Raw genomic sequence first — 26,351 nt, 5'->3', positions numbered from 1 at the left:
CCTTTGCCTGACGTCGTGGCGAGGATCAAGGTCGAGGATATCAACGTGATTTGCTCAGGCAGTCCAGGACAAGTCCATTCACGCATCAGGGGGATTCCACAGCCAAAAGCTTGTTGTTTCACCATGATTGAATGAACCTGCAGAGCGTGAAGGATGGCGGTTACAGGCTCCTCTTCGGGTGACGATAGATCCTGAGGAACTTGTCGTCCTGGTGTTGCGATCGACGCTTGTGCCAGAGAGTGCCCCTGGCTCGGTAGCGCCTGATACGCGGCGAGGCGGCAGGTTCGGTTAAACCTCTGGATTCATCAATATAATTTCTAGTTTAGCCAACATGATAGATCAGACTGTAAAACCTCCAGTTCCGCCATTCAATCAAGAAACAGCGATACAGAAAGTCAGGATGGCGGAGGATGCCTGGAACTCCCGCGACCCCCACAGAGTATCGCTGGCATACACGGAAGACAGCTACTGGCGTAATCGCTCAGAATTCATCAGAGGACGCCAGGAGATTGTGGCGTTTCTGCAGCGCAAGTGGGCCAAGGAGAATGGCTATCGGTTGATCAAGGAAGTATGGGCCTGGCACGACAACCGTATTGCGGTGCGTTTTCAGTACGAGTGGCATGATGAAAGTGGCCAGTGGTATCGGGCCTATGGCAACGAAAACTGGGAGTTCAGCGATCAGGGTCTGATGAGGCGGCGTGAGGCCAGCATCAACGATGTGCCGATTGCCGATGAGGAACGCAAATTCCTCTGGCCGCAGGGACCGAGGCCGCAAGACCACCCGGGTCTCACTGAACTCGGTCTCTGATCGGAGGGTTTCAGGTCACCACTTCTTATAAGGCAGAAACTTGCCGCACATGGTGACTTTGACGCGGTCGCCGGCTGGATTTTCCACTTTATCAACCTCCAGGGTGAAATCGATGGCACTCATGATGCCATCGCCGAATTTCTCCTGGATGACATCTTTCAACGGCAAGCCATACACCTGCATGATTTCATAGAAGCGATAGATGAGAGGATCGGTGGGCAGCTCAGGGTCGAGGCAGCCCTTCACAGGAGGGGTGCAGAGTTCGCTGGCCAGGCTTCGATCGAGATCCAGGGCTGCCAGAAGCGTCTGGGCTTCCTCCGGCGAGGCCGTGGCCTGGCCGTAGAGCAGGCTGGCAATCCATACTTCATCGCGATTAAGGAGCGATTCCAGCTCGGCGAAGCTGATGCCTTTCCGGCGCTTGGCGCTCAACAGGGTGTGGCTGAGAGGGGTCAGTGGGCTCATGGCTGAAAGTAAGAGTTGGGGAGGGTTGAACGAAACGAGACGGAAACAGCTGGCTGGGCCGGAGGACAGCTGGAAGGCTACTTCTCTTCGATGGCCCTGGTTTCCTTGAGCAAGTGGTCTTCCAGCCGCTGTTTGACGGCAAGGAAGTCTGGGTGGGTTTCGATCATGTTCCGTTTCCTCGGGCGAATCCTCGGTAGGTCGATCAGATCGCTGATCTGGGCACGCGGACCGCTCGACATCAACACGATCTGGTCGGAGAGGAGCAGGGCTTCGTCGATGCTGTGGGTTACAAGGACCACCGTGACCCGGTGCTTTTCCCACAGCTGGAGAACTTCCTCCTGGAGATAGCCGCGGGTCAGGGCGTCAAGGGCGCCGAAGGGTTCATCCATCAGCAGGATCTTGGGCTTGATTGATAAGGCTCTGGCAATGGCCACCCGTTGCTTCATGCCGCCACTCATCTCCCTGGGATAGCGGCCCATGGCCTTGTCCAGATCCACCATGGACAGATACTCGCGTGCCTGCTCCTTGGCCTGGCCCTTGCTGGTGCTGGGATGAGCGGTTTCGATCGCAAAGATGACGTTTTCGAGGGCCGTGAGCCAGGGCATCAAGACATAGTTCTGAAAGACAACCCCACGATCGGGGCCTGGACCCCGGATGCGAACTCCGTCAAGGAGGATCTGTCCTGAGCTGGGTTCATCCAGACCGGCCATCAGGTTGAGCAAGGTCGATTTGCCGCAGCCCGATGGACCGATGATGGAAACGAAGGTGTTTTCTTCAATCCGGAGATTGACGCCGTCAAGGGCGATGTAACCACCGCTGGCGCGGCGGCCGCTCAGCGATCTCAGCAGTCCGGGTTCGGATGTGAAGATCTTGCTGACGTTCTCGATGCTGAGTTGGGGTTCGCGATAGTCGTTGGTGGCTGACATGAAGTTGAACAAGGCTGGTTCGACAGGCCGCTGGGATTCAGACCTGATAATCAAAGCGTTTTTGAAGAGCCCCGATCAGTTGATCCAGCAGGATGCCGGTGAGGCCAATCACGATGATCGCGACGAAGATGTTGGGAAGTGACAGGTTGTTCCACTCGTTCCAGATGAAATAGCCAATGCCGGAGCCCAACAGCATTTCTGCTGCCACGATCACCAGCCAGGCTATGCCCATCGAGATGCGCATGCCCGCCAGGATGTTGGGCATCACAGCCGGTAGCACGACCTTGGTGATCGTGCGCAGCTGGCTGGCACCGAGGGAACGGGAAACCCGAAGGTAGTCGGGGTTGATGGTTTGCACGCCAAAAGCGGTGCTGATCAGCGTGGGCCAGACGCTGGAGATGAAGATCACGAAAATGCCCGTCAGTTCCGAATCTCTGAAGACGAAAAGGCCGATCGGTAGCCAGGCCAACGGGGAAACCGGTTTGAGCAGCTGGATGAAGGGGTTGGCGGAACTGCTGGCCAGACGGGAGACCCCGATCAACAACCCGAGTGGAACGGCAACCAGAATGGACAAGGTGTACCCGATCATCACCCGGCGCAAACTGATCAGCAGATTGGTGCCGATCCCCAGGTCATTGGGACCATTGTTGAAGAAAGGATCTGAGAGCCACCACTGCAGTTCCTTGAGGGTTTCGAGGGAGCCTGGGAAGTTCTTGCCCAGCAGACCTTGCTTGGCCAGGATCTGCCAGATGACCAAGGCGATCAGGACACTGACGATGGAAACCAGGAGGCCCATCGGTTTGCTCAGGGACGACTTCGTCATGGAGGCAGGAGGATAGGAAATGTGTCGTTGAATTAGAAGCCATCGCGCTTCCTCTGTTCCTCGATGTATTCCATTGGCCTTTGGGGGTCGAAGGTGTCAAAGGCAAGTTTCTCGGTGCGGGTGGTTTCAGTGGGTGGATTCAGCCCCATGCTTTTCTCGAGTTCCTGTGCATCAGTTGTGAGAAAGATTGAAGCACTGTTGCGATCAAAATCACCGGCCTTAATCATGGCGGCTGCCTTGCCGAGATCCCACCGCACCAACTGGCTCTGAATCCAATTTGAAAAACTCTGCCAGGGATAGGGTTTGAAATCGATGCGATCGGGCACATCCAAGGTTTGCCCCAACCCATTTTCGAATTTACCGGTCAGCACGGCCTCAACCACTTCGGGTGGCTGGTTCAGGAAGGCCCGGCCTGAAATCGCTGAGGCGATTTCCTTGCGATTGTCGGCCTTGCTGGCGTAGTTTGCGGCTTCGATGATGGATTTGTTGAGAGCTCGGAATGTCTGTGGATGATCCTTGATCCAGGTTTCTCCTGCCGCAAAGGCGCAGCAGGGATGGCCATCCCAGAGATCCTTGGTGAGCAGATGGATGAAGCCCGCATCTTCGTAGACGGCTCGCTGGTTGAATGGATCGGGCATCAGCATGGCGTCGAGATCACCGGCAATCAGTTGAGCGATGCTGTCCGGTGGCGGAACAGGGCGTATCTGAACGTCGGTATCGGGGTTGATGCCACCATTGGCAAGGTAATAACGCAACAGAAGGTTGTGCATCGAGAAGGGGAAAGGAACGCCGATCACGAATCCTTTGAAGTCCTTGGCTTCCTTGACCTTCCCGGCGTGGCGTTTGGCGACGGTGATGGCTTGGCCGTTGATGTTCTCGATGCTTGCCAGCTTGACACTGAATGGTGAGGATCCAAGCCCCAGTGTCATCGCGATCGGCATGGGAGCGAGCATGTGATAGGCGTCGAGCTCACCGGCAATGGCTGAATCGCGCACAGCTCCCCAGCTTGGCATCTTCACCACTTTCACATTCAGGCCTTGCTTGGTGTAGAAGCCCAAGGGTTCCGACATGATGATCGGCGTGGCACAGGTGATGGGGATGAACCCCACTTTCAGATCTTTCTTCTCGATGCTGGAGGCATCGATCGGTGCTCCTCCTGCTGTCTCCTTGTCATCCCGTACACCGCAGTTGGCCAAGGTGACCAGTGCTGCCCCTGCCGCCAGGCCCTTCATGAAAGTGCGTCGTCCAAACGGACTGCTGGTACTCACACGGGAGAAAAACCTTCCTGCCTGAGGTCCGAAAGCAGCAGCGAAGGCTTGATCGAGGCCACCGGCTTCCCTTGCCAAGGCACGCAGGAGCTGTTCCTTTTCTGGGTTGCCCTGTGACGCATGCCGATAGAAGAGCACTTCGCGAAGCTCGGCCTGACTGATCATCTCAGCGATGGGATAGGCCTCGCGCCTGATCAGCCCCATGCGATGGAAGTCGTCCATCAAGATCTCAGGATCTTCGGGAAAATCAGTCAGAAATGACTCATGGGAAGCAAGTCCCCGTGCGCAGTCTGTGCAGTTACAGGCAGCGGGGGTGTGTTGGCCGAGAAGCCTCGCGATGGATGCCTGGCCAGATAGCGTTGCAGGGATGGATGGCATGGCTAAAGTTTTGGCTTAGTGGACTTGGGCTGCGTGGCTTCAATCAGGCTAACTGAAAAATTTGCCTCAGTTTGGGATGCTTAACGAACTATTTCTTTAATCTGCTTTGTAGCATTGCATCAGTTCCATATTCCCTGCCTGCTGCAAAAAAATAAGTCGCCGTTGTTACTCTCTGCTGGCCAGAGTTCCTGGCCGGTCTGGCCATGGCCGTCGTTGCCGCGGTTGATTGCCTGGATCATGCGACCGGAAGCCGCTGATGCACCGCTTCGGCTTCGGCTCCAGCCTCGGCTTTCAGATCTAGGGGTGGTGGAGAGCGCTCGGCGGTTGCGAGCCCTTGGTGAACGGTTCGCGCCACAGGATGAGCTGATCGTCTGCCCCGTTCGCGATCGCCTCAAGGTGCTGATAGAGAGCCATGGGTCACGGCGGGCACCCAGGCGTGGGTCCCCACATCTCTCCTGATGTCCCAGGTCACAGTCCTGGATCAGGACTGGGTTCCTGAGAGAAGTTCCTGTGGATCAGGGTTCTGCGGAAGCGTCGTCACAACCCGCTGCGGGAAGGGAATCTCGATTCCTTCTTCACTGAAGCGGTGCCAGACGGCGCTGCTCACCTCGCTCTTGATGCTGGCATTGTTCATCGGATTCTCGATCCAGAACCTCACGGCGTAGTTGATGCCGGAGTCGCCGTAGCTCAGCAGCAGGGCCTTGGGCGGGGGTTGCGGCAGTACCCGTGGAGAGGAGCGGGCCACCGCCTCCAGCCGTTGGATCACCGTGTCGGGGTCATGGCGGTAGGCGGCCGACACCTCCACCTGACTGCGGCGCAGACGGTCGCTGCCGGTGTAGGTGGTGGTGGTTTTGGTGAAGAAGTCCTGGTTGGGAATCACCAGCTCGGCGTTGTCGCGGTCGCGCCAGAGCACCGCCGCCCGCAGCCCAAGGCTGCGCACCTCGCAGGGATCCCCATCGATGAAGAGGATCTCGCCAGGGCGCACGGAACCCTCGAACAGCAGCCAGAGGCCGCTCACGAAGTTCGAGAACACCTCCTTGATGCCAAAGCCAAGACCGACCGACAACCCACCGGCCACGGCGGCGATCGCGGTGCTGTTCAGCCCGATGCGCCTGAGCACCCAGAGCGACCCCACGGCGATCACCAGATAGCGGCTCACCAGCTCCACCGCCACACGGGTGCTGCTGGAGAAGCCCAGCAGCCGCTGGAGTACATCCCCCAGTCCCACCACCGCATATTCCGACATCACCACCAGGAAATAGGGGATGGTCAGGATCAGGACGATGCCACTGGCGGTGAGTGGTTCGCCGAACAGGGTGATCAGGGGGATCTGGCCCACATCGATCAGGGAATCCAGCTGGTTGATCAGGGATCCCACCACCAGCAGTGCGAACAGGGGACGCACCAGCTGGCGGTAGAGGCGCTCGATGCTCGCGGCGGTGAACCAGCGCCGCGCCACCAGCTTCACCAGGGCCAGCACGATCCAGAGGCTGAACAGCTGGGCCACGTAATGGGCCAGGCCGTTGGGAAGTCCCAGCCAGCCCAGCACCAGGGCGTTGAGGCGCAGGCCCAGCAGCAGGCCCAGGCTGCCGAGGAACTCCAGCCGGTGGCCGCGACCCAGCAGGTGGGGCCTGATCCAGATGGCGTAGATGACATACAGCACAGCCCCGCTGATCACCTGGAGCATCACCTGGGGGCGGGCCAGGTAGCCCAGCCAACCGGAGATCTCGTAGAGGAAGAGGCGCATCGGCGATCGTGCGGACGGCAGAGCTCAGGGCTTGCTGGAGGGAGGCGCAGTGGCTGGACCCGCCTGAAGGGTCTCCATCACGTCGGAGGGTGCCTCAGCGTTCACGATGGCGCGCTCGAGGATGGCATCGATCCAGGCCAGGCGGGTTTCGGTCCGATCAGGGTCAGCGAAGCTCAACAGCTGGGCCCGGTCGAGGCTGTCCGCCAGGGCCGCGAACACCGCTGAGCTCTTGCTGGGGATCAGCACATCACGGTTCACCGGCAGGTTGCCCGGCGCCATCAGCATCAATCGCTTCTGGTTGAGCCGATTGAGGGTGAAGAGCACGAACTCCTTGGCCAGCTCCCGCTGCCGTGGTGTGGAGTGCCTCCCGAAACTCCAGACCTTCAGCCGGGTGAGCCCCTGAGCCGGCTGTCCGGGGCGGCCCGGCAGCTGCGACACCCCGAGAGACGGGCCCATGGACTTGCCGAGCCGTTCCAGCCAGAGGCTGTTGCAGCTGATCCAGTCGAGCTTGCCCTGCTCCATCTGATGCACCAGATCCACCGCATCTTCCGAGAACTCCACGTTCTGGTGGAGGTTGGCGTTGTTGAGCCAGCTCAGCCAGCGCAGCAGGTCCTGGCGATCGGTCCTGCTGATCACCAGCGTGCCGCCGGTCGGGATGGGTGTCCTCAGCAGCCGCTCAAGAGCCCCGCTGGCCTCCATGCCGCTGCTGGTCCAGTAGAGGTCGGTCAGCCGCAGGGGCAGACCGACCCTCAGTCCCTTGGCACTCAGGGCGATCAGATCAGTCAGATCGCGCGGTGGTGCGGGGACCTTCCGGCGGTTGTAGCAAGCCACCTCCGGCTGGGCCAGCAGCGGCACGGCCAGCAGCTTGCTGCCGACGCGAAAATCATCGAGAAAGCGGGGCTCGATCTCTTCAAGCCGTTTGGGATCGAGTGTCACTGCTTCACTCAATCCCTGTTGGTGCAGGCGCAAGGCGGTCACCACCCGGGTGACCATCAGGTCGGGGCCCAGCCCCCTGGAGGCGCGGAAGGAGGTGGAGCTCAGGAAGGCATCGCTGGGGAGGTGACGGACGTGGATGCTGACGCCGGGGTTCACCTGACGGAATTCATCGATCAGCTTGCGGGCCCGCTGTTCGCTGTCCCCCAGTTCCACCTGGGGAGTTCTGGTGGAATCGGTCTCGACGTACAGAAAGAGGCTGTCGGGTACGCCCCAGCCCTGGCAGCCTCCGCAGAGCAGCAGGGTGGCCAGGGCCGACAGGGACCGTGCCATCCCACCGCCCAGCCAGTGGCGTCGCCCGCTGGGCCACCGGTCGGTCATGCGGCCTCTGCTCGCGCCGCCTGGCCCACCAGCCGCTCACTCACCTCCCACAGCCGACGGCGCTGGGCCACATCACGCGCCGCCGGCGCGATCCGCACCTGGGTCGGCCATCCGCGCATCCCCCCCCATTGATCGGGCCCATAGTGTTCGCCGCCCTTCGCCGTTGGGGCGGTGGCGGCATGGAGCTGGGGAAGGGCCCCCATGGCGGCGCTCTGGAAGAGGGGGTCCATCAGCCGGTAGGCCAGCTCTTCGAGGCGGGAGCTGTTGGCCGCCACCGACGCCGGCTGGAGGTTGGTGCGGGCCAGCCCCGGATGGGCTGCCAGGGAGGCCACCGTGCTGCCCGCCGCCTCCAGCCTCTGCTGCAGTTCGAGGGCGAACATCACATTGGCCAGTTTGCTCTGGCTGTAGGCCGCCCAGCGGTCGTAGCGCCGCTCCGACTGCAGGTCGTCGAAGGCGATCCGCCCGAAGTACTGGGCGCCTGAGGTCACGGTCACCACCCGGGCGTCGGGTCGTCCTTCCATCAGGGGCAGCAGGGCGGAGGTCAGGGCGAAGTGCCCCAGGTGGTTGGTGCCGAACTGCAGTTCGAAGCCGTCCCGGGTGAGGCACCGGGGCGGAGCCATCACCCCGGCGTTGTTGATCAGCAGATCCAGGCGGCCGTAGTGCTCCCGCATCCACTGCGCCCCGGCGCGCACACTGGCCAGATCGGCCAGATCCAGTTCCAGCACCTCCATTCCAGCCGCCGCTGCGGGCAGCAGCTCGTCGCGGGCCTCCTCCCCGCGGCGGCGGGAACGGCAGGCCAGCACGACCGTGGCCCCACGGCTGGCCAGGGCCCGTGCCGACTCCAGTCCCAGCCCGCTGTTGGCTCCGGTGATGAGAGCGATGCGGCCGCTCTGATCAGGACTGTCGGCAATGGTCCAGGTCATCGGTGTGATCAGCGGCTCTGGAATGTCATCGTGTCGCGCGGGTTTCCATCACCGTGGGCCCCACCCAGAAGGCACCTGGATCCTGCCGTGCCTGGACCATCTCGGTCTGGGCACCCTCGGCTTCCGCCTCCGTCCACAGGCCCTGCCGGATCAGCTCGGGGCCGTAGACGGTCACGAATCGCTCCAACCAGCGAGCCACCCCGTCGCCAAGCCGTCCCACCACGCTGAGCGGCCGCAGCTCATCGACATGGAAGCCCCGCTCGCTGAGCAGAGAAGGCAGGCGGCGGTTCACATCCGGATCACCCCCGGCGGCGCGGAAGCTGGCCTTGGCGGCACGGCCGAAGCTCGCCACCGCCGGGGCGCCTGGATGCAACCCGAAGCTGCTCCAGTGGATGTACTCGTGGAAGATCACCCTGGCACCCGGTTCCAGGTTCGTGCCGAGCCCGTCGAGCAGAGGGTCGAGGTCGCCAAGGAACATCGCCACCCAGCGGCACCAGACCAGGTCGAAGGGTTCCCGGGGAAAGGGATCCCGGCAGAGGTCGTGCTGCCGCACCTCCAACTGGCTCAGCCCCGCGGCGGCGGCGCGGGCCGCCTCGGCGTAGGCCGCGCTCAGCTCCAGACCCAGCACACGGCCCGCGGGTCCCACCTCCCGGGCCAGCTCCATGGCCACGAACCCCGGGCCAGCCCCCAGATCCAGCACCCGCTCCCCTGGTTTCAGCGCGGCCCGTTGCCAGGCCTGCCGCGCCTCGGGCAGCCAGAGCTCGTGTTGAAGCCGCAGCCGCTCGAGTTCGATGGGATCGGTGCCGAGCAGGTAGGTGTCGGTGGCCACCGGTATGCGCTACGACCTCAGGACGTGTGGCTCAGTCCTCGCCGGGGAAGAGCAGCTCGGCCAGCTCGTCGGGGTCCACGTCGTAGACGCGAGCCAGGGAGGTTTCGATCGCCGAGGTCACCTCGCCCGGCAGGAAGCGCATGGAATTGAGTGCGTCCTCGGCGATGTCGTCGGTGAGCAGCCTCTCCTCACCGCCGAGCTTCTCGTCGTTGATCACCGCCATCACCCAGCTCTGGTAGGCGTAGACCAGATCGGAGAACTCGAGCTCCGGGTCGTTGAGATCCAGGGCCATGGGCGTGTCCTGTGCAAGCCCTTGCAGTTTGCCCCCAAGGGCGCACCTGCAACGGTTCAGGCCCGCCAGCCGCCGTTCCTGTGCGGAACTCCTGATCAGGGTCCCGGTTGCGGCAGCCTGGATCGCAGCCGCCATGCTCCATCCGTGACCTCAGCCGGCTCCGGCGCCAGCACACCCCAGGCCACGGCGCTCCAGGCCGGACTGTTCGACTTCGCCCTGGGGGAGCTGGTGCGGCAGCACCGCGTCAGCTTCCAGCCCCTGTGGACCACCGAGAGCTGGGCGAAGCTGATGATCTGGCTGGCGCTCAACTGCGGCGCCGACGGCAGCCGCGAGGGACTGGAGGTGTTCGCGGTGGCGATCGGCCCCCGCACCACCGCCCGGATGCGGCGGCTGTTCTTCGAGCGGGAGCTGGAGGAGGTGAACCTCAAGCTGATGGCCGATCCGGCCGAGCCCCGGGTGCTGGCCCTGCCGCTGGAGCCCGCAGGCGGCGAAGGGGGGCTGGTCCCGGCCACCCTCGCCGCGGCCCTGGAGCAGGTGGGTCTGACGGCGCATGTGCTCAGCGAGCCCCACAGCTGGCAGCGCCACGATGGGCTGGTGGCGATGCCCTGGGCGCGGGAGGCAGCGCCGGCCTGAATTTGTGGGTTCCTACGGTGACCGGCAGTGGGAGGCACGTGATGCGCCTGATCGGCACCTACCGAAGCCCCGGTTACGACGCCCTGGCCGACGCGGCCCTGGCGTTCTATGAGCGGCGGACTGATCTGCAGCGTGCCGGCGTGGCGTTCGGCCACGATCCCGCCCAACCCGCCAAGGTCTCCACCGACATCAGCCTGGTGGCGATCGACCGCTCCGATCCCGAAGCCCACGGCCTGGCGGAGGTGATCCTGCGGGGGGTGTCGGCCGGTCTGCAGCGCTATCTCGAGGAGCGTCCGCGTCTGCTGGAGGTGTGTCCGGAGCGTGCGCTGCATGTGACCCCGATCTTCAACCTGCAGCGCTACCAGCCCGGAGAAGGATTCCGCAGCTGGCACTGCGACTGGACCACCACCGAGGAGGCCACCGAGCCGATCCGGCGCGTGCTCGCCTGGATCCTCTACCTCAACACCCTCCCCGATGGCGGCACCGAGTTCCACTGGCAGGACCACCACGAGGAGGCCGAGCGGGGCAAGCTGCTGATCTTCCCGGCGGGGGTGTCGCACATCCACCGGGGCCGGGTGAGCCACCAGCACACCAAGACGATCGCCACCGGCTGGATCAATGCCGGCCGGCAGGAGGACTACCTGCAGCGGCTGGCCGCAGGCTGAGGCTGAGGCCTGAACTCCGCCGGATCCCCCGTTCGAGGGATGTGAGGGTTGTTCAAGGCCTCATGCCCCCGTCCGAAGGCTCTGCATACCTTGCGGGGGAACTGCATAGCTGGTTTTGATGGCGCCCAAGGCATACCGGCCCGGTTCGGCCTTCCCCGGAGTGATCGGCCGCACGGCCGATGTGTCCACCCCGGCCTGGCCCGAGCCGATACGAGCCCCGGAGGGCAGCCCCAATGTGCTGGTCATCGTGATGGACGACCTGGGGTACGGCCAGCTCGGCTGCTACGGCAGCCCGATCGCCACCCCCAACATCGATGCCCTGGCGGCCCAGGGGCTGCGCTTCAGCAACATGCACACCACGGCCCTGTGCTCGCCGTCGCGCTCCTGCATCATCAACGGCCGCAACCACCATTCCAACGGCCTGGCCTGCATCACCGAAGGGTCGATGGGCTACCCCGGCTCCAACGGCTACATCCCGTTCGCGAACGGCTACCTCTCGGAAATCCTGCTGCAGAAGGGGTACAACACCTACGCCGTGGGCAAGTGGCACCTCACGCCGGCGGAGGCCACCTCCGCCGCGGGCCCCTACGACCGCTGGCCCCTGGGCCGGGGGTTCGAGCGCTTCTACGGCTTCCTGGGGGGTGACACCCACCAGTACTACCCCGAGCTGGTGCGCGACAACACCCAGGTGGAGCCCCCCGCCACCCCCGAGGAGGGTTACCACCTCACCCCGGATCTGGTGACGCAGGCCAAGGCGATGATCGCCGATGCCAAACAGGTGGCCCCCAACAAACCTTTCTTCCTCTACTTCGCCCCCGGTGCCATGCATGCACCGCACCACGTGCCGAAGGAGTGGGCAGACAAGTACAAGGGGCAGTTTGATGACGGCTGGGAGGCCTACCGCCAGAAGGTGTTCGCCCGCCAGAAGGAACTGGGCCTCATTCCGCCCCACACGGTTCTCTCCCGCCACGATCCCGACGTGCCGGACTGGGACAGCCTCTCGGCGGAGGAGAAGCGCCTCTACGCCCGCATGATGGAGGTGTTCGCCGGCTTCCTCGAGCACGCCGACCATTACATCGGCGAGCTGATCTCCTTTCTCAAGCAGCTGGGGGAATATGACAACACCCTGATCATGCTGATCTCCGACAACGGCGCCAGCTCCGAGGGCGGGCCCACCGGGTCGGTGAACGAGGGCAAGTTCTTCAACAATGTTCCTGACAGCCTGGAGCAGAATCTGGCCGCCATCGATGACATCGGCGGCCCGAAGCATTTCAACCACTACCCCTGGGGCTGGACCCACGCCGGCAACACCCCCTTCCGCCGCTGGAAGCGCGAGACCTACCGGGGCGGTACCAGCGATCCCTTCATCGTGAGCTGGCCGAAGGGCATCGCCGCCCGGGGCGAGATCCGCAGCCAGTACGCCCACGCCATCGACATGCTGCCCACGGTGCTCGATGCCCTCGGCTTCGAGCCGCCGGCCACGATCCGGGGCGTGACCCAGAGCCCGATCGAAGGTTTCAGCCTGCGCAGTTGCTTCGACGATGCCGGAGCGCCGAGCCTGCACCGCACCCAGTACTTCGAGATGTTCGGCCATCGCTCGCTGTATCACGAGGGCTGGCGCGCGGTGTGCCCCTGGCCGGGCACCTCGTTCCTCCGGGAACGGAGAACACTCCCAGGCCGGAGTGGTGCCCGGCCTGGGAGTCCCTCACGCAGGATGAGCAGAAACTCTATGCCCGCTCCATGGAGAACTATGCGGGCTACCTCTCGTTCACCAATCAGGAGTGCGGGCGGCTGCTGGAGGCCATCCAGGAACTGCCCGATGCCGAGAACACCCTCATCTTCTCTATCGTGGGTGATAACGGAGCCAGCTCCGAGGGCGGGTTGACGGGCACGATCAATGAGGTGATGAACCTCAATGGTGTGCCCTCAGATCTCCAGGAGACCCTCATGCGGATCGATGACATCGGCAATTCTGATACCTAGCCCCACTACCCCCTGGGCTGGGCCTGGGCTGGGAATGCACCGTTTCAATGGGTGAAGCAGGTGGCCAGTCACCTGGGCGGATCCCGCAATCCCATGGTGGTCTCCTGGCCGAAGACGATCAAGGATCATGGGGCCACTCGCCCCATCTTCACCCATCTGATTGACATCGTGCCCACCATCCTGGATGTGGCCGGGATTCCGGCTCCAGGCACGGTGGATGGGTCCCCCAGAAGCCGATGGATGGTGTGCCGATCGCGTCATCGTTCAGGGATGCCCAGGCACGTCCGGTACGGCAGCGGCAATACTTCGACGTGTTCAGTAACCGCGCCATTGACGACAATGGCTGGATCGCCTGTGCCCAGCACACCTTCCCCTGGCGGCAGGACTATGCCCCCGGGCACTGGGAGAATGATCGCTGGGAGCTGTATTATCTCGATGAAGATTTCAGCGAGGCCAACGATCTCGCCATGGACCATCCTGAGAAGCTGGCAGAGCTTCAGGGGATCTTCGATCAGGAATGTGAAACCTACGGGGTGTATCCGCTCAATGATCGTGGCGCGGCCCGCCTGGCCGTTCCCAAGCCGCCGCCGGGAGGGGCCCGACCCCAACCGCACCCACTTCATCTACTATTCGGGTGCCCTCAGGCTGCCGGAGACCGCGGCGCCGAACACGAAGAATCGCTCCCACAGCATCGAGATCCAGATCGAGCGGCCCGGCGATGGCGTGCTGCTGGCGATCGGGGGCCAGTCGGTGGGCTTTGTGCTCTACGTCAAAGATGGCACGCCCATCTATCACTACAACTGGCTCGATCGGGAGCGGACGGTGATCCGCTCCGGTCAGCCTTTGCCCGAAGGATCGTCATCGCTGTGCTTCAAGTTCCACTACGACGGTGGTGGTGTCGGCCAGGGGGGTGAAGGGGACCTTTCTCTCATCGGCCAGGAGGTGGGGCGTCAGCGGATTCCCCACACCGTGGCGGGGCGCTTCGGGATCGACACCTTTGGCGTGGGCGCGGATACGGGATCCCCTTTGTGCAACGACTATCGGCCCCCCTACAGCTATACGGGACGCATCAGGCAGGTGGACATCCGCCTGGATGCTGGCGATGGTTCCAGCACGGCCGAGGAGGATGCGCTTCAGGCTCGATTCAAGGCCGGGAAGGACTACTGAAGCAGCCGGCGGCTGACGGCCAAGGTGGCCTCCTGGCCTGGCGGACATTTTCGGGTGTGTGATCCAACCCTTTCAAAGTGCAGCGAGGGCTGACCGCTCCGGCGGATCAGGGCAATCTGGAATGTTGCTCATTGGTTCTGGTCCGTTGCCTTACGCCTTTCCGTGCTCGCTGGGGTGATCGTTCTTTCCTGTTCAGGCTTGCGGGGGCGATCGCCCTCTGGATCGTCGGCGGCTGGATGATCCAGCTCGCCCTGCGCCTGCTGTGCCACACCCTTAACCGCGGCAGTCTTGACGCGATGGTGATCGGCTGCCTGCATCAACATCCTCGGCTTCTTCGGCATCCAGATCGCCAGCTTCGCCGCCCTTGGGCACCTTCGCCGCCGGGGTGGTCCTGCAGATCTTCCGGCCGATCAGCGGGGGGGATTACATCGAAGGCGGTGGCGTGGAAGACACGGTGGAGGAGGTGGGCATGTTCGTGACCTCCATTGCCTCGCCGGCCAACGTGAGCCACATCGTGGCCAACGGCAAGCTCGATAACTCCGCCGACATGGAGGTGCTGGAGTTCACCGAGCGAGGGCCGAAACTGGCTGTGCGCCCTCCTGCCCACACCAGCCACTACTTGTAGATGTACGTCGACACCAACTGTGTGATCAGTGACGTTCATGGCAAGGCAGGCTTCCCGCTGCCCCGGATTCCGGTGGCGATTCCCTGAGCACGGGCGTCAGCGCCGTCCGGGGTGTGGCGTTCGTGCGGTGGCCTCCCTTGGGAGGCACCCGGTTCGCGTGCTTGCCCTCAACCGAAGCCCCAGTCCGCCGCCTGCTCACTGCCTGGATCTTCCATGGCTTCCTGGATCCAGACGAGAAGGAGTGCCTCCGCTCCGCACCGAGCGCCCCCTTCCCCGCGGAAGTGGAGCTGACGCACTGAAGCTTGCAGCCCTCTCTGGACGCGGCCCGCACTTTCCGGCCATCGTGCAACTGGCCGGTGCGCAATTGGCTTGTACGGCGTCACGCGGCGGTGGCCCTGCAGGAGGCTGTGGTTGCAACGAACCTGCAGCAGGCGGAAAGGCGGTGAACCATGGCAGCTATACTTCCACAACGCAATGCAGGCGTGGAGGGGGAAGCCAATGTCCAGCGAAACCCCGCCGCTTTTCGGTAAAACAAGGTTTCTGGTCGGGCTGATTGATGAGTTTCTCGACAAGATCTCCGAGGGTGTGATCATCGTCGAGGTGGGCATAAAAGCCTATCTCTCTGCCCACGAGGAACCGGAGATCTGCCTTGAGAAGCTGAATCAGATCATTGAGATCAAGCGCAGCTGCAGTGAACTGCGACGCACGATCGTCACGATGCTTTATGCCGAGATGCTGCTGCCCGATGCCCGCGGCGACGTGCTGCGCCTGCTCGGCAGCCTGTTCGAGCTGCTCGATGAGATGGGTGACAACTTCCAGGAGTTGATGGTCGTTCAGCCGCGCGGCCTGCCGGAATTCGGCCAGGATTTTGCCGATCTCACCGACATGGCGATCCGCTGCGTGCAGGCCGTGGTGGCGGCGGCCCGCACGTTCTTCCGTGCACCGGTCGCTGTGCGTGACCACATCAACGAAGTGCGGGTGTTCGAAGATGAAACCGACAAGCTCGCCTGGCGGATGAAGCGCAGGATTTTCGCCACCGAACTCAGCTTTGAGCAGCGTTCCCAGCTGCGGGAAGCCGTGGCCATGATCGACTCCATGGCCGACAGGGCGGAGAACATCGGCGATGACCTCTCGATCTTTGCGATCAAGCGTTCGCTCTGAGCTGGAGGTTTCTCTGTGTCCCTGATCGTCACCCTGGTTTTCCTCTCCAGTGGCCTGTTTCTGGGCTGGTCGATGGGGGCGAATGACGCGTCCAACGCCTTCGGCACCGCCGTGGCCACACGGATGATCCGCTTCTCCACCGCCGCTTTCCTGTGCAGCGCGTTCGTGATCATCGGCGCAGTCACCAGTGGCGCCGGCGCCGCCGAGGGACTTGGACAGCTGGGCTCCATCAACGCCCTGCCGGGCGCCTTCACGGCTGCCCTGGCGGCTGCGGTCACGGTGGCCTGGATGAGCAAGGTGGGCCTGCCGGCCTCCACCAGTCAGGCGGTGGTGGGTTCGATCATCGGCTGGAACCTGTTCAGTGGCTCACCCACCGACCTGGGCACACTGCGCCGGATCGTGGCCACCTGGGCGATCTCACCCGTGCTCGGGGCGATCTTCGCGATGGTGCTGTACAAGCTGCTGCTGGAGTGGATTCGCCTCAGTCAGCCTCACCTGCTCTCGCTCGATCGCAACACCCGCACAGGCCTTGTCCTGGCGGGTATCTTCGGTTCCTATGCCATCGGCGCCAACGGCATCGGCAACGTGATGGGCTTCTTCGTGGAAGCGTCACCATTCCGTGATCTCGCCGTTGGCAGCATCAATGTTTCGTCCGTGGAGCAGTTGTTTCTGATCGGCTCCATCGCTGTGGCTGTGGGTGTCTACACCTACTCACGACGCGTGATGCTGACCGTGGGTGACAGCCTGCTGACCCTCTCACCCCTGGCTGCCTTCGTGGTGGTGGTGTCCCATTCGTTGGTGCTGTTCCTCTTCTCCTCCACGGCGTTGGAGAGCCTGCTGGCGAATCTTGGACTGCCCACGATTCCGTTGTTACCGGTGTCGGGTTCGCAGGCGGTGATCGGTTCAGTGCTTGGCATCGGCCTGCTGCAGGGCCTCAAGGGGGTCCGCCAGATTCGCTGGGGCGTCCTTGGAGGGATCGCCTCCGGCTGGGTCACCACGCCACTGATCTCGGCCATGATCGGCTTCGTGCTGTTGTTCGTGGTCCAGAACGTCTTCGGCCAGGAGGTCTACCTCCCACCCCACTCCGGCTGACTCCTCTGCTCCGGCGCCATCCTCTTCCCAAGGACTGTGGTAGGCGGAGGCAGGGTGAGCCCACCCCCTTTGCGGCCATGGGCAGATCTTCCTCTGCCCCCCCTTGGCCAAGGCCACAGCCGCGCCTGCTTCCATTCCTAGTGCGCCAGCTGAACCGTTCTCGGCGGTGATCCCGCCGCCGAAGGTGACCGGCAGCCGACCACGCCTCGATCGCGGTGCAGTCGATCCTGGAGAGGAAGGTCGACATCCAGCTGGATGCTGCCGATGGTTCCAACACGGCTGAGGAGGATGCTCTTCAGGCCCGATTCAAGGCTGGGAAGGACTACTGACAGGCCAGGGTGAGCCATCGGGGTTCGAGCTGTCCTTTGCGACCGCTGTGGCCGGATCTTGAGGAAGGCTGATCGATGGCGCCACAACCCTCAGCCAGAAGCAGAACGCCACCTGAAACTGAGCTCGGTTCATCCGCTCCACGCCGATCAGAACGCTGAGGGAGAGCTGCCTTCAAATCTCCGGAGATCCGAGCGGATCTCCGAGTTGGGGCATGGCCTGGGATTGGTCCTGAGGCGGAAAGAGCTCGAGTTCCGGCATCGACTCCTGCAATTCCTCGATGCTGTCCGGGGGCAGAGTCAGTGATCCGGAGTCATTGAAGAAAGGAGCCCCGCCCTCGGCCTGTTGACCGAAGTTCAGGTCCAGAGCCCCAATCAGCAAGGCAGTGAAGACGAGATTGACCAGCCATTGGAGTGGCCCGCGTCTGGTGAGCGACATGATCGGCACGAGGAGATCTTCGACCTTACGATCATTGATCCGGCGTGAGCTGTCTGAGCGAACGAACTGGTAAGCGTCGTTGAACAACATCAGCGAGAGTGAACGGCGATGAGGCTGCTCCAGTGGCCGTTGATGGACATCTCAGGATGGCGGATCTTTGTCGAGCGGATGGTCATCGGTGGAACACTGTGCTGACGTGATGGCGATCGATTGATTTAATGTTGGTTACGTGGGGGCGCCTTGTCCTCTGAACGGATGACTGAAGGGAATGCGCTGACTCTCCGGCAGTGGCTCAGACAGGCCATGACGCCATGCTGCGGCTGATCAGGCTCTGCCCGGGGTCTGGGTAGACCGAGCGACCTCGTTGACGTCTGCAGAAGCCATCGGCGCCCTTTGAGACCATGGGGTCACCGCTGGCGCACTGTGTTCCATGGCCGAGGCCGCCCTGCCCAAGACCTACGACCCGGCCGGCACCGAAGCCCGCTGGCAGGGCGCCTGGGAGGAAGCCGGTGCCTTCCATCCCGATCCGAGTGCGCCAGGTGATCCGTTCTCGGTGGTGATCCCGCCGCCGAACGTGACCGGCAGCCTGCACATGGGCCACGGCTTCGAGACGGCCCTGATCGACACGATCGTGCGCTTCCAGCGGCTGCAGGGCAAAAATGTGTTGTGTCTGCCCGGCACCGACCACGCCTCGATCGCGGTGCAGTCGATCCTGGAGAGGCAGATCAAGGCCGAGGGCGGCAGCAAGGACGACCTGGGCCGCGACGCCTTCCTCGAGCGCGCCTGGAGCTGGAAGGCCGCGAGCGGCGGCACGATCGTCGGCCAGCTGCGGCGGCTGGGTTACTCGGTGGACTGGAAGCGGGAGCGCTTCACCCTTGATCCCGGCCTCAACAAAGCCGTGGTGGAGGCCTTCGTGCGGCTGCACGAGCAGGGGCTGATCTACCGGGGCGAGTACCTGGTGAACTGGTGCCCGGCCTCGGGATCGGCGGTGAGCGATCTGGAGGTGGAGATGAAGGAGCTCGACGGGCACCTCTGGCACTTCCGCTATCCGCTCAGCGGCGGTGCCGCCGCCGATGGCACCGATCACCTGGTGGTGGCCACCACCCGCCCCGAAACCCTGCTGGGCGACACCGGCGTGGCCGTCCACCCCACCGACCCCCGCTACGCCGCCCTGGTGGGCCAGACGATCACCCTGCCACTGGTGGGCCGAGAGATTCCGATCGTGGCCGATGAGCACGTCGATCCCGCCTTCGGCACCGGCTGTGTCAAGGTCACGCCCGCCCACGACCCCAACGACTTCGCCATCGGTTCCCGCCATGGCCTGCCCCTGATCACGGTGATGGCGAAGGACGGCAGCATGAACGCCGCTAGCGGCCGCTTCGCCGGGCTGGATCGCTTCGAGGCCAGGAAGGCGGTGGTGGCCGCGATGGAGGCCGAAGGCTTCCTGGTGAAGGTGGAACCGCACCGCCACAGCGTGCCGTTTTCGGATCGGGGCAAGGTGCCGGTGGAGCCGCTGCTCTCCACCCAGTGGTTCGCCCGGGCCGAGCCCCTGGCCGCCCGCTGCCGCGAGGCCCTCGATAGGGGCGAGCCCCGCTTCGTGCCCCAGCGCTGGGAGAAGGTCTACCGCGACTGGCTCACGGACATCCGCGACTGGTGCATCAGCCGCCAGCTCTGGTGGGGCCACCGCATCCCCGCCTGGTTTGTGGTGAGCGAGACCGGCGGCGTGATTTCTGATGCCACCCCCTATGTGGTGGCGCGCGACGGGGCCGAAGCCCAGGCCAAGGCGGAGGCGCAATACGGGGAGGCCAGCCGGGCGGCGGGGCGGGAGCTGCAGCTGGAGCAGGACCCCGACGTGCTCGACACCTGGTTCTCCAGCGGCCTCTGGCCCTTCTCCACCCTGGGCTGGCCCGACGAGACCAGCGCCGACCTGGCCACCTGGTATCCCACCAGCGTGCTGGTGACCGGCTTCGACATCATCTTCTTCTGGGTGGCGCGGATGACGATGCTCTCCGGCGCCTTCCTGCAGGAGGGCGAGGTGCCGGTGGGCGGCCGCGACACCTGGATCCCCTTCCGCGACGTGATGATCCACGGCCTGGTACGGGATGAGAACAACCGCAAGATGAGCAAATCCGCGGGCAACGGCATCGATCCTCTGCCGCTGATCGAGCGCTACGGCGCCGATGCCCTGCGCTTCGCCCTGGTGCGGGAGGTGGCCGGCGCCGGCCAGGACATCCGCCTCGACTACGACCGCACCGACGGCAGCTCGGCCACGGTGGAGGCGGCGCGCAACTTCGCCAACAAGCTCTGGAACGCCACCCGCTTCGCCCTGATGAACCTGGGCGGCGAAACGCCCGCCTCCCTGGGGGAACCCGATCCCGAGAGCCTGACCCTGGCCGATCGCTGGATTCTCTCCCGCCTGGCCCGGGTGAACCGCGAAACCGCCGAGCGCTATGGCAGCTACGGCCTCGGCGAGGCCGCCAAGGGGCTCTACGAGTTCGCCTGGAACGAGGTCTGCGACTGGACGATCGAGCTGCTCAAGCGGCGGCTCAATCCCCGACCCGCCAGCGAGGGCGACACCCCGGGCGAGACCCTCAGTCCCGAAGCCCTGGCCGATCAGCGGGTGGCCCGGCAGGTGCTTGCCAAGGTGCTGGCCGAACTGCTGGTGCTGCTCCATCCACTGATGCCCCACCTGAGTGAGGAGCTCTGGCACGGTCTCACCGGCGCCCAGGAAGAAACCTTCCTGGCCCTGCAGGCCTGGCCGGCGCTGAACGAGGCGGCCCTCGATGACGCCCTCGAGGCCCGGTTCTCCGAGCTGATCGAAGCGATCCGGGTGGTGCGCAACCTGCGGGCCGTGGCCGGCCTCAAGCCCTCCCAGAGCGCGCCGGTGGTGTTCCTCACCAGCCGGCCGGAGCTGGCGGCGGTGCTGCGCGAGGCCACGGGCGACATCACCGCCCTCACCCGAGCGGCGTCGGTGGAGGTGCGAGATCCAGGCGCCTCTGCCGCGCCAGCCAGCGAGCGCTGCCTGGCGGCGGTGAGCGGTGAACTGCAGGTGTTGCTGCCGATCGAGGGCCTGGTCGATCTCGACGCCTTGCGCGGCCGCCTGGAGAAGGACCTGGCCAAGGCGGAGAAGGAGATCAAGGGCCTGGCCGGTCGCCTGGCCAACCCCAACTTCGCCGGCAAGGCACCGCCGGAGGTGGTGGCCGAGTGCCGCGTCAACCTGGCCGAAGCTGAGGCCCAGGCGGCACTGGCGCAGGGAAGGCTGAAGGGTTTGGGCTGATGGCCCTTCAGCACCGGGATCCGTTTCCATCCCTCCAAGCGGAGATCGGTTGCCTCTGCAGCTGGTCACGGTCCCAGTTCAGGCCTTGGGCGGCAGCCTCGTAGGTGCTCTGCAGGAAGCTCAGCAGCACCTCATCGGGTGATGGGGCTGCTCGAACGGCCTCGTAGGGGAGGAGAAATTCGCCGAGCGTGGCAGTCCAGCTGGCCTCAGCCGGGGTGATGGCGCTCTCGCTGAATCCTGGTGGGGTTGGATAGGCATACGAGTAGAAGCTTGCTGCCTGCGCACCGCCGCCCCCTGGCCAGAATCCGGCACTGATCACCTGATGGGAGTAGGCCTCACGGGTCACCCAGTCCGGGAGGTTGGGAATGCCACCTGGGTGCACCGGCGCCAGCTGGCCAGAGAAGCGGGTCACCGCCAGATCGAAACTTCCCCAGAAAAAATGAACCGGGCTGCACTTGCCCAGAAACCTTGATCGGAACTCCTTGAAGACACGGTCGGCCTGCAGCAGGGCTCTCCAGAATCGGCAGGCGGCATCCGCGTCGTAGTGGTGATGAAGCGTGTCGCGCTCGAACGGAATCGGGTCCACGATCTCGCAGGGTGTGGTCCTGATCGCGACATCAAGCCCCAGGGCGTGCAGCTCAGCCATCACCGCTCGATAGAAATCAGCCACACTGCGGGGCTCCAGGGCGACCTGACGCTTCTCCCCCAGACTGGTCTGAATCACCAGCTGGTGATCAATGAAGTCGAAGATCAGCTCGAACAGGCGACCGCCATGGGGAATGGGTGAGGTGGTGAGGCCACGGGTACTCAGGTAGAGCGGTGCGTGCCAGGAATGGTTGGTCCATGGTGTTTGAACCAGGCGGATCTTGCCGATGATCTGCATCCAGAGCTGCAGGGTTGTGGTCGTTGCTTCCCACTCGGTATAGGGAATGTCGGGCCAGTCCTGGCTTGTCGAGCGTTGTGGGGCATTCATGGGAACCTGAACGACTGTGGCTCTGAGTCTCTCGACGCCCCGATCAACGCCTTGTGGTGATCGGTGACGTGGGCTGTTGTCCAGTGCTTCTTTAGAGCCCCTTGCGATCCAGCGCCTCGGCCAGCCGCGTCACCGCCGAGGCCAGCTGCGCCTGGGTGTTGGGGGGCGCCACCGCCTCCTCCTTGCGCTTGGTGGCCTCGATCGCCCGCACGATCAGGAACACCACCAAGGCGATCACCAGGAAGTTGAACAGGGCCACGAGCACCGCCCCGGCGGGCCAGGCCTGGATCGACTCCACCTGGGCGGCCTTGAGCGCAGGCTCCAGCAGGCTGGTCATCACCAGGCTCACCACCGCATCCACCATCTTGCCGAAGGCACCGCCGATCACCACGGCCACCGCCAGGTCCACCACGTTGCCCTTGTTGATGAAGGCCTTGAAATCCGCGAGAAGGCCGGGGCGGCGTGAGGCCATGGCAGGGCTGGGCAGACGTGGGCTGATCATGCGGTACAGCCCTGGGCGTATCAGCCGACCATCGGTCTGAGGAACGGCCTCAGCAACAAAACGACGCCGGCCAGGGCTCCGGCCGCAGGCCGCGGGGCAGGTAGAGCGGATGCATGGGGTGGCCATCGCGGCTCAGGCGCAGGCAGTGCAGGCCGGACAGCCAGGAGAGCACCGCGGTGGCGCGCCCGAGGTGGGCTCCGCTCACGCCCCAGGCGGCGACCCGCAGGTCGGCCAGCCGGGCCGCGGTCCGCAGGTGCCGGTCGTTCTCGGGGCCGATGGGATCCGCGGCCGTTTTCAGGACCGCGGGATGGGTGGCGCGAAGAGCGAACAGGTTGGTCAGGCAGAGGCCGCCATAGCCCCAGTCCCTGGCGTAGGTGAGGCAACGCCGCACGGTGGGATCGTCGCGGGCCCCATCGGCCGTGCTCGGATTCAGACCGATGATCATCACCACACCCCGGGTTTCGTCCCAGCGCCGCCAGAGCGCGTAGCGGTAGCGGCCGCAGGGGCTGAGAACGGCGCTGCTCTCCATGGCGCCATCCTGGCGCCGGCACCCCCATCCATCCGCCGGCTTCGCCGGTACCCGGATCACGACAACTCACTCCCCCATGTCCCAGGCCATGGCCCCGCCGTCAGCCCCCATCCGCCACGCCCCCTGGTGGACCCGGGCCTTCCATGCCTTCAACCTGCTGGTGCTGCTGGTGATGGCCGGCAGCGGCCTGCAGATCTACAACGCCAATCCGGTCTTCGGCGGCCGGGGGGGCGCCACCGTGCCGGAGCTGTTCACGCTTGGTGGCTGGCTGGCCGGCGGCCGCGACTGGCACTTCGGCTTCATGGGGCTCTATGCCCTCAACCTCGGTCTCTGGATGGCCCTGCTGCTGGCTCGGCGACGCCGGCGGCTGGCGGAGGCCGGTGATCTGAACACCCTCAGGGTCAGCGCCCACGGGGCCAGGCGCCGGCTGGCCAGTCACCGGCTGGTGTACACGCTGATGCTGATCCTGCTGGGCTTCAGCCTGATCACCGGCCTGGCGATGTACAAACCCGCCCAGTTCTGGTGGCTCTCGGGCCTGTTCGCCTTCGGGGAGACCTTCAGTGCCACCGCCTGGCAGACCCTGCGGGTGTGCCACTTCGCCACGATCCCGGCCATCGTCCTGCTGGTGATCGCCCACGTGCTGCTGTCGTGGCGGATCGGGGGCCTGCGGCTGCTCCGTTCGATGCTGACCTGAGCCGTGCCAGGAGAGATGTCTTGAGCCCCGACATGCCCCCTTCTCCTCCCATGAACCGCCGCCGGCTGCTGGGTCTTGGCGTGGCCGGGGGCTCCAGCCTGGTGCTGGGCGGCTGCGCCCTCAACGGCTTCAGCGAAGCGGTGGGCGGGGCCACCCAGCCCCTGAACGAACGCCTGGAGGCCCTGCTGCAGGGCCGTGGCCCGGTCCCGCAGTTCCGTCCCGATCAGGTGGATCCGGAGGCCCTGCTGATCAACAGCTTCAACGGCACCCCCCGCCTCGATCCCCTCCACTACCGCCTGCGGGTGGAGGGTCTGGTGAGCCGGCCCCTCCGGCTTGATCTGGCTGCCCTCGGGGCCCTGCCGCAGCACAGGGTGATCATGCGCCATGTCTGTGTGGAGGGCTGGTCGGCGATCGTGGCCTGGTCGGGCGTGCGTCTGGCTGATGTGCTCACCCTGGCGGGCCTCTCGCCCCTGGGCGGTTACGTGGAGATCGAGTCGGCCGATCAGTACTTCGAAACCTGGGACCTGGCCTCGGCCCTCCATCCCCAGACCCTGCTGGCCACGGCCATGAACGGGGCCCCGCTGCCGGTGGCCCATGGAGCGCCCCTGCGCCTCGCCACGCCGATCAAGCTGGGCTACAAGCTCAGCAAGTGGGTCACGGGTCTGCGGGTGGTCGCGACTCTGGGGGTGCGCCGGGGCACCTGGGAAGACCAGGGCTACGAATGGTTCGCCGGTCTCTGAAGGTGGAGCTGCTGCTGGTGCTCAATCGTCCTTCGGTGAAGCCTGCTCAGGGTTGAGCGATCGATTCACTCGAGTGCACGTTCTCTGGTCAGGGATGGGGTGGCTGATGGCAGGGCTTCGGCCATGGCCAGCAGCACCGCCACCAGCAGCCACAGGTAGTACTGGGTGAACACAACCTCATTGAGCTGCGTCAACACCAGCAGGCAGAAACCCGCTGCGGGTCAGAGGCCCAGCTGTCCACGTGCGTACAGGCTCCAGGCTCCGATGATCAGGGCAGCCATCACCACCCGGACGCCATGCATCCCAAACAACAGGATCGGCGCCTCACCGGTTTCAGGATGCCCCATGGGCAGGCGAGTCAGGGAAAAGACCATGCTCTCGAGGAAACCCCAGGGGCTGCTCAGCAGGAAGGGAAGGCTGATCAGCAGGGGTATCAGACTGATCCACGCCAGCGCTTTCAGGCCGATCACAAGGTCTGGCGACGAGAGAAGGGAGGTGGTCTCGGCGCTGCAGGGCGATGCCGAGCACCAGGGGCCGCAGGGCCGCCGCCACCACCCCAGCCCAGCCGGAACGCCGGATGGCATACGCCTGATGGATCATCCAGGCCAGGCCGAGATGGCAGAGAAGGCTGAGCGGCCGCCACACGGCCAGCACCGATTCATAACTGCTGAGTCCCAGATGACTCAGCGCTGCGGTGAACAGATAGGCAAGCGGAAAATAGGTGGGGTAGTTGTCATTGTGCAGCATGTCGCCGCTGAGGGTTCGGGCATAGGGATTGATCCCCTCGAAGAGTCGATGTCCTTCCAGTCAGATGTCGTGACTGTCACCGGAGAGCACATGATCACTGCCCTTCGACCAGATGATGACGTGCAGGATGGAGGCCAAGACCAACAGGATCAGCTGGAGCAGTCTGTGGGGCATCAGCAGGTGTCACTGGTGTGCTGTGCTCCGCTCCTGGATGGTGTTTCTGTTCCAATCGCGTGGCCTGATCCATGAGAGCGGCAACGTCACCGGCCCCAAAATGGCCCACGCCGCCTGCTGGGAAGGGTCGTGTTCCAGCCCGATGATCTGGGTCTTGATGACACCGATCAGCGCGCACGGTGTGGCTCCTGCCTGCCAGTGTTGACGTTGTCCGCCCTGCGGTTCTGGATCTGTCCTCCTGGCTCGAGCCGGTGCTGCCGGCCCTGCGCTCCCCCGCCGGGGCGGTGGCCTTCGTGCCGCTCTATGCCCTCTGGGTGACGTTGCTGCTGCCGGGCGTGTGGGCCTCGATGCTGGCCGGGGCGCTCTATGGCACCGTCCTGGCCAGCGTGATCGTGTTCGTGGGGGCGTCCCTCGGGGCGATGGCCGCCTTTCTGCTGGGTCGCCACTGGTGGCGCGGCTGGACCCGCCGCCGGCTGCAGGCGTTCCCGAGGCTGATGGCGATCGAGCGGGCCGTGAGCCGGGAGGGCCTGAAGCTGGTGCTGCTCACGCGTCTCTCGCCGGCTTTTCCCTTCAGCCTGCTCAACCTGGCCTATGGCCTCAGCGAGGTGAGCCTGCGCGACTACGTGATCGGGCTGATCGCGATCCTGCCGGGCACGGTGCTGTTCTGTGCTCTCGGAGAGCTGGCCGGTGACGTGGCCCACTTCGGGGACGTGCTCAACGGCGAGGCCGACGCCGGCACCTGGGCGCTGCGGATCCTGGGGCTGGTTGCCACCGCGGGCTCGATCTGGGTGGCGGGCCGGGCGGCCCGGCGGGCGCTGGAGCGGCAGGACCCGGGCTGAGACGGTGCCGTGCCG

The 26,351-nt window shown here is 64.4% G+C and carries 28 protein-coding genes; 13 read left to right on the top strand and 15 right to left on the bottom strand.

Annotated elements, in window-relative coordinates:
* Window positions 1-400 precede the first annotated feature (400 nt).
* On the top strand, window positions 401-808 hold the full coding sequence (locus I1E95_RS07025; protein ID WP_370594580.1) for a DUF1348 family protein: 408 nt from the start codon (window positions 401-403) through the stop codon (window positions 806-808).
* Between the two features lie 15 nt (window positions 809-823).
* Here the strand turns inward: I1E95_RS07025 and cynS are convergent, their stop codons facing one another.
* The 9 genes from cynS to I1E95_RS06980 form a co-directional block, all read right to left on the bottom strand.
* Window positions 824-1,270, bottom strand: coding sequence for a cyanase (cynS, locus tag I1E95_RS07020; protein ID WP_197166530.1), 447 nt, complete (start codon window positions 1,268-1,270; stop codon window positions 824-826).
* A gap of 77 nt (window positions 1,271-1,347) precedes the next feature.
* Window positions 1,348-2,196 carry an ABC transporter ATP-binding protein gene (locus tag I1E95_RS07015; RefSeq protein ID WP_197166528.1) on the bottom strand — a complete coding sequence of 283 codons (849 nt, stop codon included), beginning with the start codon at window positions 2,194-2,196 and terminating at the stop codon, window positions 1,348-1,350.
* Window positions 2,197-2,233: 37 nt separating this feature from the next.
* On the bottom strand, window positions 2,234-2,992 hold the full coding sequence (locus I1E95_RS07010; RefSeq protein WP_231594920.1) for an ABC transporter permease: 759 nt from the start codon (window positions 2,990-2,992) through the stop codon (window positions 2,234-2,236).
* Window positions 2,993-3,051: 59 nt separating this feature from the next.
* A complete protein-coding gene (locus tag I1E95_RS07005; protein WP_231594919.1) occupies window positions 3,052-4,509 on the bottom strand; it encodes an ABC transporter substrate-binding protein in 1,458 nt (485 codons plus the stop codon).
* Window positions 4,510-5,146: 637 nt separating this feature from the next.
* Window positions 5,147-6,412, bottom strand: coding sequence for a mechanosensitive ion channel family protein (locus I1E95_RS07000; RefSeq protein WP_197166522.1), 1,266 nt, complete (start codon window positions 6,410-6,412; stop codon window positions 5,147-5,149).
* A gap of 24 nt (window positions 6,413-6,436) precedes the next feature.
* Complete coding sequence (locus I1E95_RS06995) at window positions 6,437-7,726, bottom strand: hypothetical protein (protein ID WP_197166520.1); 1,290 nt, start codon at window positions 7,724-7,726, stop codon at window positions 6,437-6,439.
* Window positions 7,723-8,649 (bottom strand): oxidoreductase, encoded by a 927-nt coding sequence (locus I1E95_RS06990; protein WP_197166518.1) that lies wholly within the window; start codon window positions 8,647-8,649, stop codon window positions 7,723-7,725. Before I1E95_RS06990 ends, I1E95_RS06995 begins: the two co-directional genes overlap by 4 nt.
* A gap of 25 nt (window positions 8,650-8,674) precedes the next feature.
* Window positions 8,675-9,478 (bottom strand): methyltransferase domain-containing protein, encoded by an 804-nt coding sequence (locus I1E95_RS06985; protein WP_197166516.1) that lies wholly within the window; start codon window positions 9,476-9,478, stop codon window positions 8,675-8,677.
* 31 nt (window positions 9,479-9,509) lie between these two features.
* The gene (locus I1E95_RS06980; RefSeq protein ID WP_197166514.1) at window positions 9,510-9,770 is read right to left on the bottom strand and encodes a hypothetical protein; all 261 of its coding nucleotides are present in this window, start codon (window positions 9,768-9,770) and stop codon (window positions 9,510-9,512) included.
* Window positions 9,771-9,914: 144 nt separating this feature from the next.
* Between I1E95_RS06980 and I1E95_RS06975 the strand changes: the two genes are divergently transcribed.
* The 4 genes from I1E95_RS06975 to I1E95_RS16840 all read left to right on the top strand — a co-directional run bounded on the left by I1E95_RS06975 (window position 9,915) and on the right by I1E95_RS16840 (window position 14,218).
* Window positions 9,915-10,403, top strand: a complete 489-nt coding sequence (locus tag I1E95_RS06975; protein WP_197167228.1) for a protein phosphatase — start codon at window positions 9,915-9,917, stop codon at window positions 10,401-10,403.
* A gap of 41 nt (window positions 10,404-10,444) precedes the next feature.
* Window positions 10,445-11,068, top strand: a complete 624-nt coding sequence (locus I1E95_RS06970) for a 2OG-Fe(II) oxygenase (protein ID WP_197166513.1) — start codon at window positions 10,445-10,447, stop codon at window positions 11,066-11,068.
* A 118-nt stretch (window positions 11,069-11,186) separates the two neighbouring features.
* Window positions 11,187-12,953: an arylsulfatase gene (locus tag I1E95_RS06965; RefSeq protein ID WP_231594918.1), complete on the top strand. Its 1,767-nt coding sequence runs from the start codon at window positions 11,187-11,189 to the stop codon at window positions 12,951-12,953.
* A 650-nt stretch (window positions 12,954-13,603) separates the two neighbouring features.
* Complete coding sequence (locus I1E95_RS16840) at window positions 13,604-14,218, top strand: hypothetical protein (RefSeq protein WP_231594917.1); 615 nt, start codon at window positions 13,604-13,606, stop codon at window positions 14,216-14,218.
* A gap of 128 nt (window positions 14,219-14,346) precedes the next feature.
* Here I1E95_RS16840 and I1E95_RS06950 read toward each other — a convergent pair whose 3' ends face one another.
* A complete protein-coding gene (locus I1E95_RS06950; RefSeq protein ID WP_197166507.1) occupies window positions 14,347-14,559 on the bottom strand; it encodes a hypothetical protein in 213 nt (70 codons plus the stop codon).
* 23 nt (window positions 14,560-14,582) lie between these two features.
* Here I1E95_RS06950 and I1E95_RS06945 point away from each other — a divergent pair, with 23 nt between their 5' ends.
* The 3 genes from I1E95_RS06945 to I1E95_RS06935 all read left to right on the top strand — a co-directional run bounded on the left by I1E95_RS06945 (window position 14,583) and on the right by I1E95_RS06935 (window position 17,096).
* Window positions 14,583-14,843, top strand: a complete 261-nt coding sequence (locus tag I1E95_RS06945) for a mechanosensitive ion channel domain-containing protein (RefSeq protein WP_197166505.1) — start codon at window positions 14,583-14,585, stop codon at window positions 14,841-14,843.
* Between the two features lie 369 nt (window positions 14,844-15,212).
* Window positions 15,213-16,004, top strand: coding sequence for a DUF47 domain-containing protein (locus I1E95_RS06940; protein WP_231594916.1), 792 nt, complete (start codon window positions 15,213-15,215; stop codon window positions 16,002-16,004).
* 15 nt (window positions 16,005-16,019) lie between these two features.
* Entirely contained in the window at window positions 16,020-17,096 is a 1,077-nt protein-coding gene (locus I1E95_RS06935; protein ID WP_231594915.1) for an inorganic phosphate transporter, read from the top strand.
* Window positions 17,097-17,597: 501 nt separating this feature from the next.
* Here the strand turns inward: I1E95_RS06935 and I1E95_RS06930 are convergent.
* Window positions 17,598-17,951: a hypothetical protein gene (locus I1E95_RS06930; RefSeq protein WP_197166503.1), complete on the bottom strand. Its 354-nt coding sequence runs from the start codon at window positions 17,949-17,951 to the stop codon at window positions 17,598-17,600.
* Between the two features lie 340 nt (window positions 17,952-18,291).
* On the opposite strand from I1E95_RS06930, the gene I1E95_RS06925 reads away from it, so the two are divergent.
* Entirely contained in the window at window positions 18,292-21,138 is a 2,847-nt protein-coding gene (locus I1E95_RS06925) for a valine--tRNA ligase (protein WP_197166501.1), read from the top strand.
* Between the two features lie 7 nt (window positions 21,139-21,145).
* Here the strand turns inward: I1E95_RS06925 and I1E95_RS06920 are convergent, their stop codons facing one another.
* The 3 genes from I1E95_RS06920 to I1E95_RS06910 all read right to left on the bottom strand — a co-directional run bounded on the left by I1E95_RS06920 (window position 21,146) and on the right by I1E95_RS06910 (window position 23,142).
* Window positions 21,146-22,111, bottom strand: coding sequence for a DUF5996 family protein (locus tag I1E95_RS06920; protein WP_197166500.1), 966 nt, complete (start codon window positions 22,109-22,111; stop codon window positions 21,146-21,148).
* A gap of 91 nt (window positions 22,112-22,202) precedes the next feature.
* Window positions 22,203-22,583 (bottom strand): large conductance mechanosensitive channel protein MscL, encoded by a 381-nt coding sequence (gene mscL / locus I1E95_RS06915; protein ID WP_197167224.1) that lies wholly within the window; start codon window positions 22,581-22,583, stop codon window positions 22,203-22,205.
* Between the two features lie 79 nt (window positions 22,584-22,662).
* On the bottom strand, window positions 22,663-23,142 hold the full coding sequence (locus tag I1E95_RS06910; RefSeq protein ID WP_197166499.1) for a DUF1643 domain-containing protein: 480 nt from the start codon (window positions 23,140-23,142) through the stop codon (window positions 22,663-22,665).
* Between the two features lie 88 nt (window positions 23,143-23,230).
* On the opposite strand from I1E95_RS06910, the gene I1E95_RS06905 reads away from it, so the two are divergent.
* Both I1E95_RS06905 and I1E95_RS06900 read left to right on the top strand, forming a co-directional pair.
* Window positions 23,231-23,836 carry a cytochrome b/b6 domain-containing protein gene (locus I1E95_RS06905; RefSeq protein WP_197166498.1) on the top strand — a complete coding sequence of 202 codons (606 nt, stop codon included), beginning with the start codon at window positions 23,231-23,233 and terminating at the stop codon, window positions 23,834-23,836.
* Between the two features lie 32 nt (window positions 23,837-23,868).
* The gene (locus I1E95_RS06900; RefSeq protein WP_197166497.1) at window positions 23,869-24,576 is read left to right on the top strand and encodes a molybdopterin-dependent oxidoreductase; all 708 of its coding nucleotides are present in this window, start codon (window positions 23,869-23,871) and stop codon (window positions 24,574-24,576) included.
* A gap of 65 nt (window positions 24,577-24,641) precedes the next feature.
* On the opposite strand, the gene I1E95_RS17135 is transcribed toward I1E95_RS06900, so the two are convergent.
* Window positions 24,642-24,770 carry a hypothetical protein gene (locus I1E95_RS17135; protein ID WP_255518528.1) on the bottom strand — a complete coding sequence of 43 codons (129 nt, stop codon included), beginning with the start codon at window positions 24,768-24,770 and terminating at the stop codon, window positions 24,642-24,644.
* Window positions 24,771-24,921: 151 nt separating this feature from the next.
* On the opposite strand from I1E95_RS17135, the gene I1E95_RS06895 reads away from it, so the two are divergent.
* Both I1E95_RS06895 and I1E95_RS06890 read left to right on the top strand, forming a co-directional pair.
* The gene (locus I1E95_RS06895; RefSeq protein ID WP_197166496.1) at window positions 24,922-25,572 is read left to right on the top strand and encodes a hypothetical protein; all 651 of its coding nucleotides are present in this window, start codon (window positions 24,922-24,924) and stop codon (window positions 25,570-25,572) included.
* A 176-nt stretch (window positions 25,573-25,748) separates the two neighbouring features.
* Complete coding sequence (locus tag I1E95_RS06890; protein WP_231594914.1) at window positions 25,749-26,336, top strand: TVP38/TMEM64 family protein; 588 nt, start codon at window positions 25,749-25,751, stop codon at window positions 26,334-26,336.
* The last annotated feature ends 15 nt before the right edge of the window (window positions 26,337-26,351 follow it).

The sequence above is a fragment of the Synechococcus sp. CBW1107 genome (assembly GCF_015841355.1).
Taxonomy (GTDB): domain Bacteria; phylum Cyanobacteriota; class Cyanobacteriia; order PCC-6307; family Cyanobiaceae; genus Regnicoccus_A.
Note: the sequence above shows the minus strand (reverse complement) of the source record. Positions and strands in the feature narration are given on the sequence as shown.

What these genes read in the sequence shown, in the direction of transcription:
- I1E95_RS07025 (WP_370594580.1), top strand. Translation starts at nt 401, where the DNA reads ATGGCGGAGGATGCCTGGAACTCCCGCGACCCCCACAGAGTATCGCTG.
- cynS (WP_197166530.1), bottom strand. Translation starts at nt 1,270, where the DNA reads ATGAGCCCACTGACCCCTCTCAGCCACACCCTGTTGAGCGCCAAGCGC.
- I1E95_RS07015 (WP_197166528.1), bottom strand. Translation starts at nt 2,196, where the DNA reads ATGTCAGCCACCAACGACTATCGCGAACCCCAACTCAGCATCGAGAAC.
- I1E95_RS07010 (WP_231594920.1), bottom strand. Translation starts at nt 2,992, where the DNA reads ATGGGCCTCCTGGTTTCCATCGTCAGTGTCCTGATCGCCTTGGTCATC.
- I1E95_RS07005 (WP_231594919.1), bottom strand. Translation starts at nt 4,509, where the DNA reads ATGGACGACTTCCATCGCATGGGGCTGATCAGGCGCGAGGCCTATCCC.
- I1E95_RS07000 (WP_197166522.1), bottom strand. Translation starts at nt 6,412, where the DNA reads ATGCGCCTCTTCCTCTACGAGATCTCCGGTTGGCTGGGCTACCTGGCC.
- I1E95_RS06995 (WP_197166520.1), bottom strand. Translation starts at nt 7,726, where the DNA reads ATGACCGACCGGTGGCCCAGCGGGCGACGCCACTGGCTGGGCGGTGGG.
- I1E95_RS06990 (WP_197166518.1), bottom strand. Translation starts at nt 8,649, where the DNA reads ATGACCTGGACCATTGCCGACAGTCCTGATCAGAGCGGCCGCATCGCT.
- I1E95_RS06980 (WP_197166514.1), bottom strand. Translation starts at nt 9,770, where the DNA reads ATGGCCCTGGATCTCAACGACCCGGAGCTCGAGTTCTCCGATCTGGTC.
- I1E95_RS06970 (WP_197166513.1), top strand. Translation starts at nt 10,445, where the DNA reads ATGCGCCTGATCGGCACCTACCGAAGCCCCGGTTACGACGCCCTGGCC.
- I1E95_RS06965 (WP_231594918.1), top strand. Translation starts at nt 11,187, where the DNA reads ATGGCGCCCAAGGCATACCGGCCCGGTTCGGCCTTCCCCGGAGTGATC.
- I1E95_RS06950 (WP_197166507.1), bottom strand. Translation starts at nt 14,559, where the DNA reads ATGCCGAAGAAGCCGAGGATGTTGATGCAGGCAGCCGATCACCATCGC.
- I1E95_RS06930 (WP_197166503.1), bottom strand. Translation starts at nt 17,951, where the DNA reads ATGTTGTTCAACGACGCTTACCAGTTCGTTCGCTCAGACAGCTCACGC.
- I1E95_RS06925 (WP_197166501.1), top strand. Translation starts at nt 18,292, where the DNA reads ATGGCCGAGGCCGCCCTGCCCAAGACCTACGACCCGGCCGGCACCGAA.
- I1E95_RS06920 (WP_197166500.1), bottom strand. Translation starts at nt 22,111, where the DNA reads ATGAATGCCCCACAACGCTCGACAAGCCAGGACTGGCCCGACATTCCC.
- mscL (WP_197167224.1), bottom strand. Translation starts at nt 22,583, where the DNA reads ATGGCCTCACGCCGCCCCGGCCTTCTCGCGGATTTCAAGGCCTTCATC.
- I1E95_RS06910 (WP_197166499.1), bottom strand. Translation starts at nt 23,142, where the DNA reads ATGGAGAGCAGCGCCGTTCTCAGCCCCTGCGGCCGCTACCGCTACGCG.
- I1E95_RS06905 (WP_197166498.1), top strand. Translation starts at nt 23,231, where the DNA reads ATGGCCCCGCCGTCAGCCCCCATCCGCCACGCCCCCTGGTGGACCCGG.
- I1E95_RS06900 (WP_197166497.1), top strand. Translation starts at nt 23,869, where the DNA reads ATGCCCCCTTCTCCTCCCATGAACCGCCGCCGGCTGCTGGGTCTTGGC.
- I1E95_RS06895 (WP_197166496.1), top strand. Translation starts at nt 24,922, where the DNA reads ATGGGCAGGCGAGTCAGGGAAAAGACCATGCTCTCGAGGAAACCCCAG.